Origin of the sequence: Pantoea sp. CTOTU46764 (assembly GCF_031974595.1) — a bacterium.
In the GTDB taxonomy this organism is placed as follows: Bacteria; Pseudomonadota; Gammaproteobacteria; order Enterobacterales; family Enterobacteriaceae; genus Pantoea; species Pantoea trifolii.
Genome location: NZ_DALYOQ010000034.1, coordinates 13,888 through 33,468 on the forward strand (window position 1 = coordinate 13,888; position 19,581 = coordinate 33,468).

The window sequence follows — 19,581 nt, forward strand, 5'->3', positions numbered from 1 at the left end:
GCTTAACCAAACTCACGCAGGCGATTGAACAACTGCGCCAGCGGCGAGACTTTGGTTTCGCGATCCTGCGCACCGGTAATCACCACCGTTGCGGTGGTACCGGCCGGGAAGCGGTTGCCCGGTTGCTCATCAAGACGAATACGCACCGGCACACGCTGCGCCAGACGCACCCACTCAAGATTCGAGTCGATGGTCGCCATGCCTTTGCTGTCGCTGCTGCTGCTGCTGTTGGTTACGCCTGCCGCGATGCTGTCGACGGTGCCGCGCAGCACTGCGTTGCTTCCCAACGGCGTGATTTGCGCGCGGAAGCCAGGACGCACGCCATCCAGCTTGGTCTCTTCCATGTAGGCCAGCACATAGAAGGAGTGCTGCTGTACCAGCGCCACGGCGACTGAACCGCGCGTAATAAATTCGCCCTGATAAACATTAAGGTTGGTGACCCAGCCGTCAGATGGCGCTTTGATGGTGGTGCGATCGAGATCGATCACCGCCAGATCGCGCGTGGCAACAGACTTCGCCAACTGATGCTCGCTGGTTTGCAGATCGTTGTTGGATTGCTCAATCGCTTCACGCGACATCGCGCTGGTCCCCAACTGATTGCGACGCGTGGCTTCACGGCGTTTTTCACTCACCAACGCCTGGTAATATTCGACATCCGCCTGGGCTTCATCCAGCGCTTTTTGGTAGCGCGGACGGTCAACCACAAACAGCGTGTCGCCTTTTTTCACCAGTTGGTTGTCGTGCACCGGCACGTCAGTGATGATGCCGGTGACGTCAGGCGAGATCGCCACCACATCGGCAGAGAATTTGGCATCACGCGTCCACGGTGATTCGGTGTAGAACACCCACGCGCGGAAGATGATCACGATGGCGATGACAACCAGCAGGAGTGTAATCGCGTATCGCGCGATTTTTCTTATTAGCGCTTTCACTTAAAGAACCTCAGACGAATAAACGGGATACAAGGTAAAACACACAGCAATACAGCGCGGTGTTAAACAGTGCGGGATGCCAAACCAGATCGTAGATCCCGCTGGGCGTCAGCACGCGTTTCACCAGCCAGAACAGCGCCAGTGAAACCAATAGTTCAACGAAGATGGGCGGAAAACTCAGCCCGAATACGACAAATACCGGAAGCACACTCATTTCGGATCCTTAGTTCGACCTTGCCGGATTGCACCGATACCTGCCCACATGCCGTGCGGCACGTTGGGTTTACGATCAGGGGATGACGGATAAACTGATGGCAACATTCAGGCCGCGTTGAGCTAATCATAGCGTATCATCGGGTTAACACAGCCATGTACAGGTGCAGTGAAGAGACCCAGCGACGCGTATAGTAACGCGCTTGACTATACGTTTTCTACATATTGTGAGCTAAATCACTTTTTAGCCAGAGTAAACAATGGATCGACTTAAAAGCATGTCCATTTTCGCCAAAGTGGTTGAATTGGGTTCATTTACCGCCGCAGCGCGCCAGCTACAGCTTAGCGTTTCGTCTATCAGCCAGATTGTTGCCAAACTGGAAGATGAATTACAGGTCAAATTGCTTAATCGCAGCACGCGCAGCATTGGTCTGACCGAAGCAGGAAAGATCTATTTTCAGGGCTGTCGTCGCATGTTAGCGGAGGCATCGCAGGTGCACGAGCAGCTGTATGCCTTCAACAACACGCCGATCGGTATTCTACGCATCGGCTGCTCATCAACGATGGCGCAAAATGTGTTATCGGCGATGACCAGCGAAATGTTACGCGAATATCCGGGTTTGAGCGTCAATCTGGTGACGGGCATTCCTGCACCCGATCTGATCGCCAACGGGTTGGATTTGGTGGTGCGCGTGGGTGCGTTACAGGATTCGAACTTGTTCTCGCGTCGGCTGGGTGCGATGCCGATGGTAGTGTGCGCAGCGAAGAGCTATCTGGCGCAGCACGGCACGCCAGAGAAGCCCGGCGAGATCGATAATTTTTCCTGGCTGGAATACAGCGTGCGACCGGATAACACGTTTGAACTGGTTGCGCCGGAAGGATTGGTGACGCGCCTGACGCCGCAGGGCCGTTTCGTCACCAACGATTCGCAGACGCTGATTCGCTGGCTGAAAGCAGGTTGCGGTATCGCCTACGTGCCGTTGATGTGGGTGATTGATGAGATCAGCGCTGGGGAAATCGATATTCTGTTCCCGCAATATCACTCTGAGCCGCGCCCGGTGTATGCGCTCTATACCGAGAAAGATAAGCTGCCGCTGAAAGTGCAGGTCTGTATTGATTATCTGACCGAGTATTTTAAGCAGGTGGCGCAGCAGTATCAGCAGCATCGGAAGGGTTGATTTGTTTTGTATTTAGAGCGGTAGCTGCAACGTCTGCTGCTGCTGGATAGTGAAAACTGTGAATTGATCTAACACTGCAAATGTTGAAAAGCTGACTGAGCCGCGCTGGGTTGTGGCAATCCGCAGCGCTGAACAGAGTGAGGCGGCCAGGATAAGCTCGCAGGACGCGAGCTTAAGGCGAAGCCGGGGCAGGAAGCCCCGTCTGAGCCGGTCCGTAAGGCTGCCGAACGGCGTGAAGGCACCGTGTAAGCGGCGCGAGGACCGCCACAACCCAGCGTGGTTCTGGCAGCGACGCACCAAGGTCGCCATGAATGGCGACCCTACAAGTTTAGGCGGTGCCGCCTACGGTGATTTTATCCAGCTTCAGCGTTGGCTGGCCCACGCCAACCGGCACGCTTTGTCCCTCTTTACCGCATACGCCGACGCCTTTATCCAGCGCCAGATCGTTGCCAACCATCGAGATCTGCTGCATCGCTTCAATGCCAGAGCCAATCAGCGTGGCACCTTTGACTGGCGTAGTCACTTTGCCTTTCTCGATTAGGTAAGCTTCTGAGGTGGAGAACACAAACTTGCCGGAGGTGATATCAACCTGGCCGCCACCAAAGTTCGGCGCGTAAATGCCGTACTCCACGCTTTCAATGATATCTTGCGGCGTCGATTTACCCGCCAGCATGTAAGTGTTGGTCATACGCGGCATTGGCAGGTGCGCGTAAGATTCACGGCGACCGTTGCCGGTTGGATTGACGCCCATCAGACGCGCATTCAACTTGTCCTGCATATAGCCTTTCAGCACGCCATTTTCAATCAGCATATTGTACTGGCCCGGCACGCCTTCATCATCGACTGCCAGCGAACCGCGCAGACCTTCAATGGTGCCATCGTCAACCACGGTACACAGCTCTGAAGCCACCAGCTGGCCCATTTTGCCGCTGAATACCGATGTCGCACGACGGTTGAAGTCACCTTCCAGACCATGCCCGACCGCTTCATGCAGCAACACGCCCGGCCAGCCTGCGCCCAGCACCACCGGCAACATGCCAGCGGGCGCCGCCACGGCGGAAAGATTGACCAGCGCCATGCGCACCGCTTCACGCGCCCAGGCATCGGCACGCACATCACCGCTCTCGTCGGCGAGGAAGAATTCATAACCGGTACGCGCACCGCCGCCGCTTGAGCCACGTTCGCGTTTACCTTGATCTTCGACCTGCACGCTGATGGACAGACGCACCAGCGGACGAATATCTGCCGCCAGCGTGCCGTCAGTTGCGGCTACCAGCACTTGTTCGTAAACGCCGCTCAGGCTGGCATTCACTTCCTGCACACGTGGATCGGCAGCGCGTGCCACTTTATCGACGCGATGCAGCAGGGCAATTTTGTCTTCACGCGTCAGGCTATCCAGCGGATTGACGGGCGCATACAGCGAACGGTTCAGGACCGCCGACAAGGTGTGCGCTTTGCCGTTGCCTTGCTCACGCACGATGCTGCGCGCCGCTTCAGACGACTGACGCAGTGCATTCAGGGAAATCTGGTCAGCGTAGGCGAAACCGGTTTTCTCGCCGCTGACGGCGCGGACGCCCACGCCCTGATCGATATGGTAAGAACCATCTTTGATAATTTTGTCTTCCAGCACCCAGGATTCGTGGAAACTGGACTGGAAATAGAGATCGGCATAATCCAGACGACGTTCTGAAAGCTGCCCTAACAGGGAGTAAAGGTCCTGCTGATTAATGCTGTTCGCAGTTAGCAACTGCTCACTTACCAGATTCAGAGTCATCGTTTCTCACTCATTATGTGCTCGGATAGTCATAGCCTGCGGCAATTACCCGACGGCGTCAAATTCACTTCTTATCGTCTACGCGCGGTTTGCGCAGTACTTCATTGATTTCCGGCTTATCCAGCGGTCCGCTGATGTGATAACGCAGCAGCGAAATCTTATTCCACAGCGGCCCCAGCACTTTACTGGCGGCGAACACCGCTGCGCCGACCACCGGATTGATCACAAAGGCGGTGGCGACGCCGACCGAGGCGGAGATTTCCGGGGCGACCACCGCTTCCATGTCGATCTGACGCTTCACCAAATCGATGTTGCCCTTCATGGCGATATCCGCTTCCAGGCCATCCACCAGCAGGTTATCGGTGCGCATCACGCCGTTTTCAATCCATGCGGTGCCGTTAATCGAATCGAAATAGAAACCATCACTAAAGGTGTCGCTGAAATCGAAGCGCATCTTACGTAGCAAGGCATCGAAGCTAAACAGACGCAGCAACTGTCCCGCGCGACCGGTATTAACATCGGCGATCTGGCCTTTGCCAAAGTGGCTTTTCAGCGTACCGCTCAGCGTCTCTACCGAGGGTTGCCACGGCGCAGAACGCCAGTGCAGATCGTAATCGAGTTTGAACGGTGCGTCGCGCAGCGGCGTGTTCATGCCAAACCAGTTGGCGGCGTCATTGATATTGTCACCGCTCAGGCTGCCCTTCAGCGAAGTGCGCTGATCGCCGGGTTTATTCACCCATTCACCCGCCACGTTGAGCTTCGAGCTGCCAGAATCAATCGAACCGTTAGTAAGTGCTAACGTATCGCCTTGCGGCTGCAGCTTCGCCTGCATGTGACCGAATTTCTGTCCGCGCAACCAGCACTCATCACAGTTAAGCTGCAATGCTGGCCAATTACTGAAGTTGATGTTGCTGCTGTTGCCGCCAAACGGCGATGATTTTCCATCGCTTTTCTCAGTCCATTCAGGATTGTAGTAAAGATAGCTCAGGTTGATCTGCCACGGTGACTGCTGCGCCGTCTGCAAACTGCCGCGTGCTTCACGGCTCTCCAGCTGCAAACGCGTGTTGCCGCCTGCACCCTGCGTGACGGTGGCGTTAACGTCGTGCCACTGCTGACCACCGAGCGTTAGCGCCGGTGTCCGCAGAATAAAATCGCCAGGCAGCAATGCGCCGCCCACTTCAGGCTCGCCCTGCGCACTGCGTGAACTGCCCGCGCCAGCCATCATCCCCATCCAGGCTTCGCCATCCAGCGGCGGGAGATTCAGCTCCATGCCGCGTTTTTCCGGCAGCTTCGGTGTGCTTTTCGCATCGTTAAGCCAGATACCGCGATCAACGCGCAGCTGCGGCTCCAGAATCCAGCGGCTATTGAAACGATGGTGATCGCGTACGCTACCGCTCAAGGTAAAGCCTTTGAGATCGCCCTCCGCATTGATAGTAATCGGCATCGCTTCACCGGCCGCTTTATCCAGCGGTGCTGGTAAGTGACTACTTACTGCTTTGCCCTCGCCTTGCAGTGCAACTTTGTAAGTCGCGCCACCTTTGTGCGGCAACGTGATGTCGACATTGCCCTGCCACGGTAAAGAGCCACCTAACTGACGCGTGATGGCGTCCGGCAGCACCTTGAGTTTACCTGGCTGCCAATCGCCCAACAGCTTGACGTTCACGCCAAAGTCGTTGGGATTCTCTTGCGTGCTAAAACTCACGCCGGTTGGCTGCCCGAACCAATTGGCTTGCAACTCTTCACTCTCCAGATTGCCGTTGTTGTAACGGAAACGGCCGGTGAGATTGTTCAGCGTGGTTTTTAACGGTTTGATATGCAGCGTGTTGTTATTTAGCACCACATTGCCGCTGGCGTGCACCTGCTCGCCATCCAGCGGAATATCGAGATTGAGTTTGCCGCGCACATTGCCGCCAATCTGCAACTCCTGCAACGCCGCGCCGAGTGTTGGTTTCAGTGGCGTTTGCTCGAAATAGTCGGCGATTTTTTTGCCTTCGCCGCTGATATCGCCATCGATAATCAACTTCTCTTTCAGGTAATCCGGGATCACCGCGCTGACGTTGCGCGCATCAACTTCGCCGAGTTTGGTTTGATCGGCTTTCATCCACAAACCGTTGTTGAGGAAGTCGAGGTTAATGTCGAGATTTTCCAGTGCTGGCCAGCCGGGCTGGAACTGGAAGGTGGAGTTACGCAGCGGTACCCAAACTTCAAACATGCCGTCATTGTGCTTAAACGGGAATAGCGCGGGATCGCCAGCAAACAGCAGCGTGGCGTTATCCACTTGCCCGCCTTTAATCGCGTCGCTGAGATAGTGCGTAAGATCGTGGCCCATCAGCTGCTGCGGGAAGTAGCGCCACGCATCGCCGGCATCGGTGACACGAATCCCGGCGAGAATATCAAGGCGCGGCGCGGTCCCCAAATTCTGCTGGTAGCGGAAATCGCCGCGTGCCCACAGCGAGCGCGCCTGCACATCCAGCTGATGTCCATCCAGCGTTAAGCCTTTGGCATCACGCAGCCAGTTAAGCTGGCCAGTGATCTGTTTAATCTGCAGCGGAGCCTGGAACATATCGCCATACGGTACTTCCGCCTGGCCCATCGCCACATCCAGCAAACCGTTGTTTAAGCTGCCGCTGGCGCTGCCGCTGAGATTGCTGATACCCGGCAGCAATTCCCACTGTTGCCAGGCGAGATCGCGCCACTTCGCCTGCAAACGCGTTTGCTCCGGCTGTTGCAGCGGGATATCCAGCGCCAGCGCATCAATGTGGCCGCGCGGTTGCAGCGAACGCCAGTTATCCAGCAAAGTGGGGGAAAGTGGCTTAAACAGCGGCACGATCGGTGCCAGACGTTCTAAGTCGAGTTGGGTGGCACGCACGCGCACTTCCGCCGCGCTGTTGGCGCCGAGCATCTGCTTATCTTCCGGCTTCCACAGCAAAGAAAAATGCCCTGGCGCCCAGGCGATGCCGTCGGTGCTCAGTCGGGTTTGCGGTACTGAAAGGCTCCAGCCATTATGATAGCGCGACAAGTGCGCGGTTAAGCCATCGACCTGTAATTGATGATCGCCCTGCTCGCCGCGCCAGCGCGCGCCGCCTTTGCTCAGCAGCAAATCACCGGCGTAGAGATCGCCATCACGCAAATTTGCCCACGCAGCCAGACTGAAACGTGCGCTTTCAAGGCTGGTATTGTCACGCAGCCACGGGCCAATCCACGGCCGCACATCAACATCATCGGCCTGCATCCAGATGCGGCCATCGCTGAGTAAACCGTTGCTGTCGTTCAGATCAAGCCGCACCTGTACCACGCCATGCTGGCCGGTAAAACTGGAGAGGCTCACTTCGCCTTCCGCGCGATGACGGGTATTTTCGTTCAGCCAGGTAAGGCGTGGAATCGCCAGTTCGGCATGCTGGCCGGACGGCGTCAGAAAACGGATGCTGCTGTCGCGCAGATCGAAGTGATCGAACTGACGCAAAAACAGATCGTTAATTTGCGCCGGTTTGAAGCTGTTCTTCTGTTCATCGCTGGTGAACAGCGGATGGTTGGTTTCGAGATGCAGCTGCCAGAAGGTGAGATCGCGGAATTGCCAGCGCCAGTGCAGCAGCGATTGCCAGACATTGAGCGCCAGATTGACGCGGCCGATGGTGAGTTGACCATCTTCCTGCATCGATATGTTGAGATCGCGCACCTGCAGCGTCGGGCCGAAATTCTCCCATTTCCCTTGCAGTTCGCTGGCATCGACCGTGACGCCGCTGACGCGTGAGATCGTCTGCAGAATATCGCTGCGATAACTGTTGAGGTGCGGCATCACGAGGCGCAACCCGCTGACCAGCAGCGCCACAATTACGATGATTGCGGCGAGCAGCAGTAACAAAATCCTCGGCAACCGCCTCACACACCTCTCCTTGCTGTCCGTTGGCTTGCGGAACTTAACCTCACGATCACATCATGACGACATCAAACTGCTCTTGGGTATAGAGCGGTTCAACATGAACTTTGACCTGCTTACCGACGAAGATTTCCACTTCCGCCAGCGCGTGTGACTCCTCGCCCTTCAGCGCGTCACCCACCGCCGGGGAAACGTACACCAGGAAGCGGTCAGAATCGTAGGCGTGATGCACGCGCACAATTTCACGCATAATTTCATAGCAGACGGTTTCCACCGTTTTCAAGGTGCCGCGCCCTTTGCACACCGGGCAATCGGCGCACAGCACATGTTCAATACTTTCTCGCGTACGCTTGCGCGTCATCTCCACCAAACCCAGCGCCGAGAAACCGTTGATGCCGGTTTTCACCCGATCTTTGCTCAGCGCACTCTCCAGCGAATGCAGCACGCGACGGCGATGTTCGTCGTTACTCATGTCGATGAAATCGATAATGATGATGCCGCCGAGATTACGCAGTCGTAGCTGACGCGCGATAGCTTGCGTCGCTTCAATGTTGGTATTGAAGATGGTTTCGTCAAGATTGCGGTGCCCGACAAACGCGCCGGTATTGATATCCACCGTGGTCATGGCTTCAGTTTGATCGATGATCAGATAACCGCCGGACTTCAGCTCAACCTTGCGCTCCAGCGAACGCTGGATTTCGTTCTCGACATCGAACAGGTCAAAAATCGGCTGTTTGCCGCTGTAAAGCTCCAGCTTGCTGGCCATTTCCGGAATGTATTCGCTGGTGAATTCCACCAGCAAATCGCAGGTCAAACGCGAATCCACGCGGATGCGATCCAGCGCAGCGCCGGCGAAATCACGCAGTACGCGCTGCGCTAACGCCAGCTCACCGTACAGCAGGCAGCGCGTCTGATTACGCTTTTTACGCTCGCTGACTTTGGTCCACAAACGTTTCAGGAAAGCGGCATCCTGCGACAACTCTTCCGAACCAATGCCTTCGGCGGCGGTACGAATAATAAAGCCGCCGAGATCGTCACAGTGCGCCGCAACCACCGTTTTCAGTCGTTCGCGCTCGGCTTCGGTCTCAATACGCTGTGAGACGCCAACGTGTGATGCGCCAGGCATGAACACCAGATAGCGCGAAGGCAAGGTTATATCAGTGGTAAGGCGCGCGCCTTTGGTGCCAAGCGGATCTTTCACCACCTGCACCATCAAATCCTGGCCGGGACGCACCAGTTCGCCGATGTCGCGCACCACAAAATTTTTCTTCTCATCACCCGCCACGCATTCGGTGTGCGGCATGATGTCGGACGCGTGCAGAAAGGCAGCTTTTTCCATGCCGATATCGACAAAGGCCGCCTGCATACCCGGCAAGACGCGACTGACGCGTCCTTTATAGATGTTGCCCACGATGCCGCGTCGTGCTTCGCGCTCAATGTGGATTTCCTGCAGAATGCCGCCATCAATGTAGGCAACACGGGTTTCCGAAGGTGTCACATTTACCAGCAGTTCAGCCGTCATCTTGTCCCCTTAACGCCCGCAGTGACTGAAAATGACTCAGCAGCTCACCGGTCTCAACCAGCGGCAATCCCACCACGGCGTGATAGCTTCCATTAATCTTGCGGACAAAATTGCCGCCAAGGCCCTGAATTCCGTACGCGCCGGCTTTATCCATCGGCTCGCCACTGGCGATATAGTGCGAAATTTCCTCCGCCGTCATCTTGCGGAAGGTCACGTCCGTGGTCACCAGGCAATCCAGTTCACGCTGTTTATCAGCCAGCGCTACGGCGGTCATCACCTGATGAGTTTGTCCCGACAGCTTACTCAGCATCGCGGCGGCGTGCGCGGCATCCTGCGGCTTTTCCAGTACTTCACCGTTCAGTACCACAATGGTATCTGCACCCAACACCGGCAGATCCTGCGGTGCGACCGCGACGCCCGCGCGCGCCTTATCTGACGCCAGACGACGCACGTAAACTTCAGCCGCTTCTTCTGGCTGACGCTGCTCTTCTACGTGGGTAATCAGGCGTTCAAATTGCAGACCAAGCTGCGTTAACAGCTCACGTCGACGCGGTGAACCGGATGCGAGGTACAGGCTAATCATAGTATTCCTTACTGAACAGCGAATTGACGGCGAATCTTTCTCATCAATAAGAATAGCCAGGGCCACAGGACGCCGTCGACCACACTACTCCAGAAGATTTCCGGGCGGAATGAGACGTTGATCACCAGGAATTCTGCCCAGAAAACAATCACATCCACCGCAAGGGACAGCACCATAACCATTAATGCCTGCTGCCACAACGCTAAGTTTCGGAATAACTGAAATTTAAAGGCCACCAGATACGCGATGATGCTGAATGCCAGCGCACGCACGCCCAGCGTTGAGCCTGCCACCAGATCCATGATGCCACCGAGGAAAAAACCGGTACCAACATTCACCCGATGCGGCAGCGCCAGCACCCAGTAAATCAGGATCAGCAACAGCCATGAAGGCCGGAACATGAAGATCTGTTCCGGCCACGGCATGATTTGCAGGATAAGGGCAATCAGAAAGGACAGCCAGATAACCCATCGGCCCTGGCTGCGATATCGACTCAAGGCTGGCCTCCGCGTGTGTTCGCAGAATTCCCTTGCGAACGACTGCTATTAGCGGGTTGCGGTGGCCCCATTTGCTGCGATGACTGCAAAGTATCCGGTGCCGGTGGGCCCATTTCGCCTGCTGGCGGCAGAACCTGCGGCATCATCTGCATCAAACGTTCGTTGGCAACGCGATGCACTTCGTCCGGCGCCATCGGTGCTACGCCGTTACGATCCGCGCCCCACAGCAGCAGCAGATAGCGCAAACGCTGCAAGCCAGCCGCTGGACGCGCCTGAATCACCGTGTAAGCACGCTGTGTATCGACTTTCACCGAGGAGACCACGCCAACCGGATAACCTTCCGGGAAGCGACCGCCCAGGCCAGACGTGACCAGCACATCGCCGACGCGAATGTCGGTGTTGCCCGGCAGATGTTCCAGCTGCAGATCTTCGCTGCAGCCATTACCGGCGGCTATCACGCGAATATCGTTACGCAACACCTGAATCGGCAATGCATGCGATGCATCGCAAATCAGCAATACGCGGCTGGTAACCTGACCTACTGCAACCACCTGACCGACAACCCCTTTATCACTGATCACCGGCTGACCTTCGTAAACACCGTTTACGCTGCCCTTGTCGATAACTACCTGATCGGTGTAAGGATCGGTGCCGGTGGAGATCACCTGCGTCACCATCTTGTGCTCATCCTGGCGCAGCGGCGAGCCAAGCAGTTCACGCAGACGCGCGTTTTCCTGCTTATATTGCCCCAGCATCAGCAAGTCACTGTTTTTCAGGAAGAGCTCACGGCGCAGTGCTTTATTTTCCAGCTCCAATTGCTGACGTGACGCCAGCGTTTCGGAAACGCCATCAAGAAGTTGTCTTGGCCCGTTGGCCAAAAAATAAAATGGACTGACCGACGTGTCCAGGTAGTTGCGGATCTGGGAAAAGGAGCTCACGCGGCTATCAGCGATAATAATCGCGATAGCCACAATGACTGCCAGAAAGAGGCGCAACTGCAGGGAAGGTCCCCTGCTAAAAATCGGCTTCATAAATTCTGCGTGTTCCTCGACATCAGGGAAGAAGCGTTAGCCTTATAGCCAACGCCTCCAGGGCTGGACGCATCTCGCCGTCGTGCGTTGCAGCAGCAGCGTCAGCATAGGCGCTATTCCCTGCGCAATTTGACCAGGGCCTTAGCCGTTGAGGAATTACTCCTCGCTGAACAAATCGCCGCCATGCATGTCGATCATTTCCAATGCTTTACCACCGCCGCGTGCTACGCAGGTCAGCGGATCTTCTGCCACGACCACCGGAATACCGGTCTCTTCCATCAGCAGGCGATCGAGGTTACGCAGCAATGCGCCACCACCGGTCAGCACCATACCGCGCTCGGAGATGTCAGAAGCCAATTCTGGCGGGCACTGTTCCAGTGCAACCATCACCGCGCTCACGATACCGGTCAGCGGTTCCTGCAGCGCTTCAAGAATCTCGTTGGAGTTCAGGGTAAAGCCACGCGGCACACCTTCTGCCAGGTTACGGCCGCGCACTTCAATCTCGTGCACTTCATCGCCCGGATAAGCAGAACCGATACCGTGCTTGATGCGCTCAGCAGTCGCTTCACCGATCAGTGAACCGTAGTTGCGGCGGACATAATTAATAATAGCTTCATCGAAGCGGTCACCACCAATACGCACAGAAGAGGAGTAAACCACGCCGTTCAGCGAGATCACTGCTACTTCAGTGGTACCACCACCGATATCAACCACCATCGAACCGGTTGCTTCAGAAACCGGCAGACCTGCACCAATCGCCGCAGCCATTGGCTCTTCAATCAGGAAGACTTCACGCGCGCCTGCACCCTGTGCAGATTCACGAATGGCACGACGCTCAACTTGGGTCGCACCCACCGGTACGCAGACCAGCACACGTGGGCTTGGACGCATAAAGCTGTTGCTATGCACTTGCTTGATGAAGTGCTGCAGCATTTTTTCGGTGACGAAGAAGTCGGCGATAACGCCATCTTTCATAGGACGAATAGCAGCGATATTGCCCGGCGTACGGCCAAGCATCTGCTTAGCGTCATGACCGACAGCCGCTACGCTCTTTGGGGAGCCGGCACGATCCTGACGAATAGCAACCACAGAAGGCTCGTTCAACACGATGCCTTGTCCTTTCACGTAAATCAGGGTATTCGCGGTACCCAGGTCAATGGACAAGTCATTGGAAAACATGCCACGAAATTTTTTAAACATACTAAGGGATAATCCTGCAAGCTGGGGGCGGAAAATAAAATCCGCCTACTTTACCAACCACGCGAAGCCGCTACAAGGCGCAAAAACGTTCTGCTTCGGTGAAAAAATACGCTGAATACTTTTTTGGCCTGATGGTAGGGTCTTTTGCCGCAGTTAAAAGGCGTTAACACGCCGTTTTAACCTAAATTCTCCCGGCGATAGCGGGCAAATTTCGACATAAAATCTAACATTTCCAGCCTCCAGCATCGCGCGCTCCGGCACAAATAAGCGAGAAAAACAGCCATCAGCCTGCATTTCGCGCGCTGAAGGTTTAAATTCGATAACGTTGTGAGTGTTTCTTTACGTTACTGTTGACCGGCAACGAGGGCGCAAAGAAATCGCCCTGCCCGCCAGAAACCCCCAATCCCGACAGCGTTTGCCACTCCGCGCGTGTACGCACGCCGGCGGCGAAAACCTGTGTCGGTGATGACTTACACACTTCCAGCAAACTCTGCACAAACAGCTGGTTTTCAGTACGCCGTTCAATATTGCGTACCAAACCCGGCGCAAGTTTAATCACTTCTATCGGGAATTGCTTAATATAGGCGCTGCTCACAACCGTCAATCCGGCCTGAACCACCGCAATGCGACAACCAAATGCCGTTAACATATGGAAAACCGGCACTAAACGGCTGATGTGTTGACAAACGTCGGCCTCAGCAAGTTCAAATAAAAAACGTTTTCTTTGCGATTTGCTGCACTGCAGCAGCAGTTTTTGCAGCCAGCGCTGAAAAGGCCGCTGCAACAACGAGTCAATATTCACGGGTAGTGCCAGGGTTTCATCCGGCCACATTTCAGAGAGCGCCGCAATGCGCGCCACCAGTTGGCGATCCCAGCTGTCGGTCATACCCAGCTGCAGCACCAGCGGCATAAACTCCGCCGATACCACTTCTTTGTCGCCATCGAACACGCGCGTCAGCAATTCGCGATGATGGACTTTTCCATCCAGCAGTACCGCCGGTTTCTGGTACAGACGCGGGCCACCACGATTGAGTGTATTCTCCAGCAAGGTCCGCCAGCGCACGCTGCCGCGCCCCATGTCCAGCGTATTGCCTTCGCCAACCGACCAACTATTACCGCCCTGCAATGTCGCACGCCGCGTGGCCATCTCCACATTTTCCATCACCTGCGAAACACTTTGTCCGCTGCGCCACGCGCTGATGCCAATGTGGATCAAATCATCGCGATCGACCATGCGCATCGGCGGCAGTGAATCGACGGCATTGATCAGTTGGTCGGCAATGCTGTTGGCTTCTTTTAGAGTGCGATGCGGCAGCAAGACGGCGAAATCACTGCGGAAGTAACGTGCCAGCAATGCGCCCGGATAGCGCAGCACAAAGGTCGACAGCATATTAATCAGGTCAAACAGATACTCTTCCACCAGCGTTGGGCCGAGGGTTTCGTGCAGGGTATCGAGATCCGGCAGGCGCACCATCATCACCACGCCGTGCGTGCCAACATCTTCCTGATCTTCCAGCAACGTCGCCAACTGGTTATCGAAGAACAAGCGATTGTTGAGACCGGTACGCGGATCCTGCGCCGCAAAGGTGCGAATTAAGGTATCGATGCGTAAACGCTGCTCGCCCGCTTCCTGCAAATCGCCCAGAAGCGTATCGATGGCGCGACTGGCTTTCGGCGGCCATTCCGCCGCATGCTCGTCCGGCGAGCTGCGTTCCCCGGCCAGAATGCGATCGGCGCGCGCTTCTAGCTGTTCCATATTGTGCCAGCGCCGATTGAGCCAGCGGTTAGTCATAACCAGCAGCACACACATGATAGCGACGACAGTAAACAGGACCACCAGCGTATAAGTGCCGGTAAAGGAGCGAAACAGAGTTTTGGCGGGATCGAGCACCACCACGCGCAGTTCAAGGCCCGGTGAATGCGTCAGGGGCAAATCGAACTGCACAAAGCGATTCGGCTCATCTTCTAACATCGGATTTTCGTGGCGGGCTAAACTGAACACTAAGGTATCGCCATTCAGCAGCTGCATCTGTTCGGCATTGACCACCGGCATCATGCGCGTTAGCCACTGCGTGATCTCTTGCGGCGATTGTGAAGCCAGGGCTTTATCCACTTCAGTCGCCAGCGTTTGCATACGCGTTTCCACACGCTGTTGCGACAGCCAGATAAAACTAAAAGCGCAGCCCACCAGCATCAATATCATCGCCAGTAAGCTTAATAAGGTAATAAACGCAGAAAATTTAGTTGTTAATCGCATCCCTGTGCCTGCATTACTGCGGTTATGAACGGTGTTAATCCGTTGGCGCCACTCCGACCACTGGCGCAAACCTGAGCAAAATAGCACAAATCAAGGTGTGATTCAGCGCCAGACTGGCATCAAAATCGCACATAACACAGCTTGATAAGCGCTACGGCGCGAGTATAGCGTTAAACCGTGATGGCCTGACTTTGCTACGGGCTTTTTCGTCCTATTCTCAAAGAGTGCGTTTTGCCAGGAAATTTCACATTTTTCCCCGCAAGTTCGCGCCTGACGCTGAAGTTGAGCATGCTGGTAATAACTTACTATTCACAGGAGAACGTCATGAAGCTGAAGCACTTGCTCACAGAAGCCGACGTCACGCCAGAAAGCGTCTTTAATATGCGCCGCCGTCAGGTGCTGAAAGCGTTGGGATTAGGCGCAGCAGCAGCCAGCTTGCCAGGCACGGCGCAAGCCGATGTGTTGAGCTGGTTTAAAGGTAATAACCGCCCGCCCGCGCCCGCTGGCAGAGATTTAGATTTCACTAAACCGGCCGAATGGCAGGCCGATTTGCCGCTCACGCCGTTTGATAAGGTGTCGGGTTACAACAACTTCTACGAATTTGGTCTGGATAAAGCCGATCCTGCCGCCAATGCCGGCACGCTGAAAACCAATCCGTGGAAACTGCGCATTGAAGGTGAAGTGGCCAAACCGATCACGCTGGATATGGATGACATCTTCAAGCGTTTCGCCATGGAACAGCGCATCTATCGCATGCGCTGCGTCGAAGCCTGGTCGATGGTGATTCCGTGGGTCGGCTTCGAGCTCAACAAGCTGCTGAAACTGGCTGAACCCACCAGCAATGCACGCTATGTGGCGTTTGAAACGCTTTACGCACCTGACCAAATGCCCGGTCAGAAAGATCGCTTTATCGGCGGCGGGCTGGATTATCCCTATGTAGAAGGCTTGCGTCTTGATGAAGCGATGCATCCACTGACGCTGCTGAGTACCGGCGTATACGGCAAAGCGCTGCCACCGCAAAATGGCGCGCCGATTCGCCTGACGGTGCCGTGGAAATATGGCTTCAAAGGGATTAAATCGATCGTGAAGATCACGCTGACGCACGATCGTCCACCAACCACCTGGAGCCAGATCGCCGCCAATGAGTACGGTTTCTATGCCAATGTGAACCCGCATGTGAATCATCCGCGCTGGTCGCAGGCTACCGAACGCTTTATTGGCGCGGGCGGCATTCTAAAGGTTGATCGCCAACCTACGCTGCTGTTCAACGGCTACGCGAAAGAAGTGGCTTCACTGTATCGCGGGCTGGATTTACGGGAGAACTATTAAGTGCGCCTCACTTTACGCCACATTACTGCGTTAAAAGTTGTGCTGCATCTGGCGGCTTTTCTGCCGTTTGTTTATCTGTTTATGGCGGCGAGTCAGGGCTGGCTGAGCGCCGATCCGGCGAAAGATATCCAGCATTTTACTGGCAGAATGGCGCTAAAGCTGCTGCTTGCCACGCTGCTGGTCAGCCCATTAACGCGCTACCTGAAACAGCCGCTGCTGATTCGGACCCGCCGCCTGCTCGGCGTGTGGTGTTTTGCCTGGGCCACTTTACATCTCACCAGCTACTACTTGCTGGAACTTGGTTACGATCATCTGCGTTTACTCGGCAGCGAGCTGATTTCCCGTCCTTATTTGTTACTGGGGATGATCAGCTGGACGATTCTCTTCGCCCTCGCCATCACTTCATTTCAACGCATGCAGCGCAAACTGGGTCGTCGCTGGCAAACGCTGCACAACGGCGTCTATCTTGTCGCGATCCTCGCACCTATCCACTATCTTTGGTCTGTGAAAGTCGTGTCCCCGCAGCCGGTAATCTACGCCGTGCTGGCCATCGCGCTGTTATCGTGGCGTTACAATAAGTTGCGTAAACTTCTCTCCAGATAATCCCCGCACAGTTGTGTTCCTCCCGCGAGATCTGTTAAAAAGTGTGGCCTTCGGGCCACATTCGATCAACTTCGCAGATAAGACCAGTATTTTGCTGCGAATGTCGACGAAACGGATATAATGCCCGGCTTTATTGCAAACGAAGTCTTCTTTTTCATCCTCAAGGGTGACAAACGCAAGATGGCGCGGTATTTTACGCGATGCCTTACTGATTGCAGGAGATAGCAGCAAGATGGCGCACAAATTTCACATACTGCTTTTGAACGGTCCCAATCTGAATTTACTGGGAACGCGCGAGCCTGATAAGTATGGTCACACCACGCTGGCGCAAATCGTCGGCGATCTGACGCAACAGGCCGATCAGCACCATGTGAAATTGAGTCATTTGCAATCGAACGCAGAGTTTCAGCTGATTGACCGTATTCACGAAGCTCGCGGCAACGTGGATTACATCATCATCAATCCTGCTGCGTTTACGCATACCAGCGTTGCACTGCGTGATGCCCTGTTGGCGGTTAGCATTCCTTTTATTGAGGTGCATCTCTCGAACGTGCATGCACGCGAACCGTTCAGACATCACTCCTATCTTTCCGATGTATCTGCCGGCGTCATCTGTGGACTTGGCGCTGATGGATACTCGTGGGCTTTACAAACGGCAGTAAAACGCCTGTCACATTCCAATTAAACAGAGTACGGAACCACACTCATGGATATTCGTAAAATTAAGAAACTGATCGAACTGGTTGAAGAGTCTGGCATCTCCGAGCTGGAAATCTCCGAGGGCGAAGAGTCCGTTCGTATCAGCCGTTCACCTGCAAATGCCGGCTACCCAATGATGCAGCAGGCTTATGCTGCGCCAATGATGCAGCAGCAGCAGCCTGCGCTGGCGACCGCTGTGGCACCTGCCGCACCGGCTGCTGCAGAAGCTAAACCAGAAATCAGTGGCCATATCGTGCGTTCTCCGATGGTGGGCACCTTCTATCGCACCCCAAGCCCAGACGCGAAAGCCTTCGTTGAAGTTGGCCAGAAAGTGAATGCCGGCGACACCCTGTGCATCGTTGAAGCGATGAAAATGATGAACCAGATCGAAGCCGACAAATCCGGCGTTGTGAAGGCGATTCTGGTCGAAAGCGGCCAACCGGTTGAATTTGACGAGCCGCTGGTCATCATCGAATAACGAGGCGAAGCATGCTGGATAAAATTGTCATTGCTAACCGTGGTGAGATCGCGCTGCGCATTCTGCGTGCCTGCAAAGAGCTGGGCATTAAGACTGTTGCCGTGCACTCCACCGCGGACCGTGACCTGAAGCACGTGCTGCTGGCAGACGAAACCGTCTGCATCGGCCCACCACCTTCGGTCAAAAGCTACCTGAACATCCCGGCACTGATCTCCGCCGCTGAAATTACCGGCGCGGTCGCTATTCACCCGGGTTACGGCTTCCTCTCTGAGAACGCCGATTTCGCCGAGCAGGTTGAGCGCTCAGGCTTTATCTTCATTGGCCCGAAAGCCGACACCATTCGCCTGATGGGCGACAAAGTGTCTGCGATCACCGCAATGAAGAAAGCCGGCGTACCCACCGTGCCAGGTTCTGATGGCTCGCTGACCGACGACATGGAAAAAAACCGTGCCTTCGCTAAGCGCATCGGTTATCCGGTGATCATCAAAGCTTCCGGCGGCGGCGGCGGTCGCGGTATGCGCGTTGTGCGTAGCGACAAGGATCTTGAGCAATCCATCAACATGACGAAAGCGGAAGCCAAAGCGGCTTTCAACAACGACATGGTGTACATGGAGAAGTACCTCGAGAATCCACGTCACATTGAGATTCAGGTGCTGGCCGACGGCCAGGGTAACGCGATCTATCTGGCCGAACGTGACTGCTCAATGCAGCGTCGTCACCAGAAAGTCGTTGAAGAAGCACCAGCGCCAGGCATTACGCCGGAACTGCGTCGCTATATCGGCGAACGCTGCTCTAAAGCCTGTATCGACATCGGCTATCGCGGTGCAGGTACGTTCGAGTTCCTGTATGAAAACGGTGAGTTCTACTTCATTGAGATGAACACCCGTATTCAGGTTGAGCATCCGGTGACAGAAATGATCACCGGTGTCGACCTGATCAAAGAGCAGCTGCGTATTGCTGCTGGTCAGCCGCTGTCGATCAAACAGGAAGACGTGGTGATTCGCGGTCATGCGGTGGAATGCCGTATTAACGCCGAAGATCCGAATACCTTCCTGCCAAGCCCAGGCAAGATCACCCGCTTCCACGCGCCGGGCGGCTTCGGTGTTCGTTGGGAATCGCATATCTATGCCGGTTACAGCGTGCCACCGTACTACGATTCCATGATTGGTAAACTGATTACCTACGGTGAAAACCGTGACGTGGCAATCTCGCGCATGAAGAATGCGCTGGCGGAACTGATCATCGACGGCATCAAGACCAACATTGAGCTGCAGATGAAAATCATGTCCGACGAAAACTTCCAGCAGGGTGGGACTAACATCCACTATCTGGAGAAAAAACTCGGCCTGCAAGAGAAGTAATCGCAGCGCAGAGCAAGACAGAGGCCGGTTAACTCCGGCCTTTTTCA

At 55.2% G+C, this 19,581-nt stretch carries 16 protein-coding genes; 6 read left to right on the forward strand and 10 right to left on the reverse strand.

The window, feature by feature from the left end:
- Positions 1–2: 2 nt before the first annotated feature.
- The gene (aaeA, locus tag RTM06_RS12885) at positions 3–932 is read right to left on the reverse strand and encodes a p-hydroxybenzoic acid efflux pump subunit AaeA (protein ID WP_008101975.1); all 930 of its coding nucleotides are present in this window, start codon (positions 930–932) and stop codon (positions 3–5) included.
- 10 nt (positions 933–942) lie between these two features.
- Positions 943–1,146: a p-hydroxybenzoic acid efflux pump operon protein AaeX gene (gene aaeX, locus RTM06_RS12890; RefSeq protein ID WP_007891984.1), complete on the reverse strand. Its 204-nt coding sequence runs from the start codon at positions 1,144–1,146 to the stop codon at positions 943–945.
- Between the two features lie 259 nt (positions 1,147–1,405).
- Here aaeX and aaeR point away from each other — a divergent pair, with 259 nt between their 5' ends.
- A complete protein-coding gene (aaeR, locus tag RTM06_RS12895) occupies positions 1,406–2,323 on the forward strand; it encodes an HTH-type transcriptional activator AaeR (protein WP_008101977.1) in 918 nt (305 codons plus the stop codon).
- 328 nt (positions 2,324–2,651) lie between these two features.
- Here aaeR and tldD read toward each other — a convergent pair whose 3' ends face one another.
- The 8 genes from tldD to csrD all read right to left on the reverse strand — a co-directional run bounded on the left by tldD (position 2,652) and on the right by csrD (position 15,064).
- The gene (tldD, locus tag RTM06_RS12900) at positions 2,652–4,097 is read right to left on the reverse strand and encodes a metalloprotease TldD (protein WP_061720201.1); all 1,446 of its coding nucleotides are present in this window, start codon (positions 4,095–4,097) and stop codon (positions 2,652–2,654) included.
- Positions 4,098–4,161: 64 nt separating this feature from the next.
- Positions 4,162–7,980 (reverse strand): AsmA2 domain-containing protein YhdP, encoded by a 3,819-nt coding sequence (gene yhdP / locus RTM06_RS12905; protein WP_312182648.1) that lies wholly within the window; start codon positions 7,978–7,980, stop codon positions 4,162–4,164.
- Positions 7,981–8,026: 46 nt separating this feature from the next.
- Entirely contained in the window at positions 8,027–9,496 is a 1,470-nt protein-coding gene (rng, locus tag RTM06_RS12910; RefSeq protein WP_061720203.1) for a ribonuclease G, read from the reverse strand.
- Positions 9,486–10,079 (reverse strand): nucleoside triphosphate pyrophosphatase, encoded by a 594-nt coding sequence (locus RTM06_RS12915; protein WP_258144061.1) that lies wholly within the window; start codon positions 10,077–10,079, stop codon positions 9,486–9,488. Before RTM06_RS12915 ends, rng begins: the two co-directional genes overlap by 11 nt.
- Before the next feature lie 8 nt (positions 10,080–10,087).
- Entirely contained in the window at positions 10,088–10,576 is a 489-nt protein-coding gene (gene mreD, locus RTM06_RS12920) for a rod shape-determining protein MreD (protein ID WP_008101987.1), read from the reverse strand.
- Complete coding sequence (mreC, locus tag RTM06_RS12925) at positions 10,573–11,607, reverse strand: rod shape-determining protein MreC (RefSeq protein WP_008101989.1); 1,035 nt, start codon at positions 11,605–11,607, stop codon at positions 10,573–10,575. The genes mreD and mreC overlap by 4 nt, the downstream gene beginning before the upstream one ends.
- A 156-nt stretch (positions 11,608–11,763) precedes the next feature.
- Entirely contained in the window at positions 11,764–12,807 is a 1,044-nt protein-coding gene (gene mreB / locus RTM06_RS12930; RefSeq protein WP_007891976.1) for a rod shape-determining protein MreB, read from the reverse strand.
- Positions 12,808–13,117: 310 nt separating this feature from the next.
- Positions 13,118–15,064, reverse strand: a complete 1,947-nt coding sequence (gene csrD, locus RTM06_RS12935; RefSeq protein WP_312182657.1) for an RNase E specificity factor CsrD — start codon at positions 15,062–15,064, stop codon at positions 13,118–13,120.
- Positions 15,065–15,388: 324 nt separating this feature from the next.
- Here csrD and msrP point away from each other — a divergent pair, with 324 nt between their 5' ends.
- The 5 genes from msrP to accC all read left to right on the forward strand — a co-directional run bounded on the left by msrP (position 15,389) and on the right by accC (position 19,534).
- Entirely contained in the window at positions 15,389–16,393 is a 1,005-nt protein-coding gene (msrP, locus tag RTM06_RS12940) for a protein-methionine-sulfoxide reductase catalytic subunit MsrP (protein WP_312182659.1), read from the forward strand.
- Positions 16,394–16,996, forward strand: a complete 603-nt coding sequence (msrQ, locus tag RTM06_RS12945) for a protein-methionine-sulfoxide reductase heme-binding subunit MsrQ (RefSeq protein WP_312182661.1) — start codon at positions 16,394–16,396, stop codon at positions 16,994–16,996.
- A 232-nt stretch (positions 16,997–17,228) separates the two neighbouring features.
- Positions 17,229–17,681 (forward strand): type II 3-dehydroquinate dehydratase, encoded by a 453-nt coding sequence (aroQ, locus tag RTM06_RS12950; protein ID WP_007891972.1) that lies wholly within the window; start codon positions 17,229–17,231, stop codon positions 17,679–17,681.
- 21 nt (positions 17,682–17,702) lie between these two features.
- Complete coding sequence (gene accB, locus RTM06_RS12955) at positions 17,703–18,173, forward strand: acetyl-CoA carboxylase biotin carboxyl carrier protein (protein WP_265298602.1); 471 nt, start codon at positions 17,703–17,705, stop codon at positions 18,171–18,173.
- 11 nt (positions 18,174–18,184) lie between these two features.
- Entirely contained in the window at positions 18,185–19,534 is a 1,350-nt protein-coding gene (gene accC / locus RTM06_RS12960) for an acetyl-CoA carboxylase biotin carboxylase subunit (RefSeq protein ID WP_008101999.1), read from the forward strand.
- Positions 19,535–19,581: the final 47 nt, after the last annotated feature.

Coding starts and splice junctions, on each gene's coding strand:
- accB (WP_265298602.1), top strand. CDS start 17,703: ATGGATATTCGTAAAATTAAGAAACTGATCGAACTGGTTGAAGAGTCT.
- csrD (WP_312182657.1), bottom strand. CDS start 15,064: ATGCGATTAACAACTAAATTTTCTGCGTTTATTACCTTATTAAGCTTA.
- tldD (WP_061720201.1), bottom strand. CDS start 4,097: ATGACTCTGAATCTGGTAAGTGAGCAGTTGCTAACTGCGAACAGCATT.
- aaeR (WP_008101977.1), top strand. CDS start 1,406: ATGGATCGACTTAAAAGCATGTCCATTTTCGCCAAAGTGGTTGAATTG.
- mreC (WP_008101989.1), bottom strand. CDS start 11,607: ATGAAGCCGATTTTTAGCAGGGGACCTTCCCTGCAGTTGCGCCTCTTT.
- aaeX (WP_007891984.1), bottom strand. CDS start 1,146: ATGAGTGTGCTTCCGGTATTTGTCGTATTCGGGCTGAGTTTTCCGCCC.
- msrP (WP_312182659.1), top strand. CDS start 15,389: ATGAAGCTGAAGCACTTGCTCACAGAAGCCGACGTCACGCCAGAAAGC.
- RTM06_RS12915 (WP_258144061.1), bottom strand. CDS start 10,079: ATGATTAGCCTGTACCTCGCATCCGGTTCACCGCGTCGACGTGAGCTG.
- aroQ (WP_007891972.1), top strand. CDS start 17,229: ATGGCGCACAAATTTCACATACTGCTTTTGAACGGTCCCAATCTGAAT.
- rng (WP_061720203.1), bottom strand. CDS start 9,496: ATGACGGCTGAACTGCTGGTAAATGTGACACCTTCGGAAACCCGTGTT.
- mreB (WP_007891976.1), bottom strand. CDS start 12,807: ATGTTTAAAAAATTTCGTGGCATGTTTTCCAATGACTTGTCCATTGAC.
- accC (WP_008101999.1), top strand. CDS start 18,185: ATGCTGGATAAAATTGTCATTGCTAACCGTGGTGAGATCGCGCTGCGC.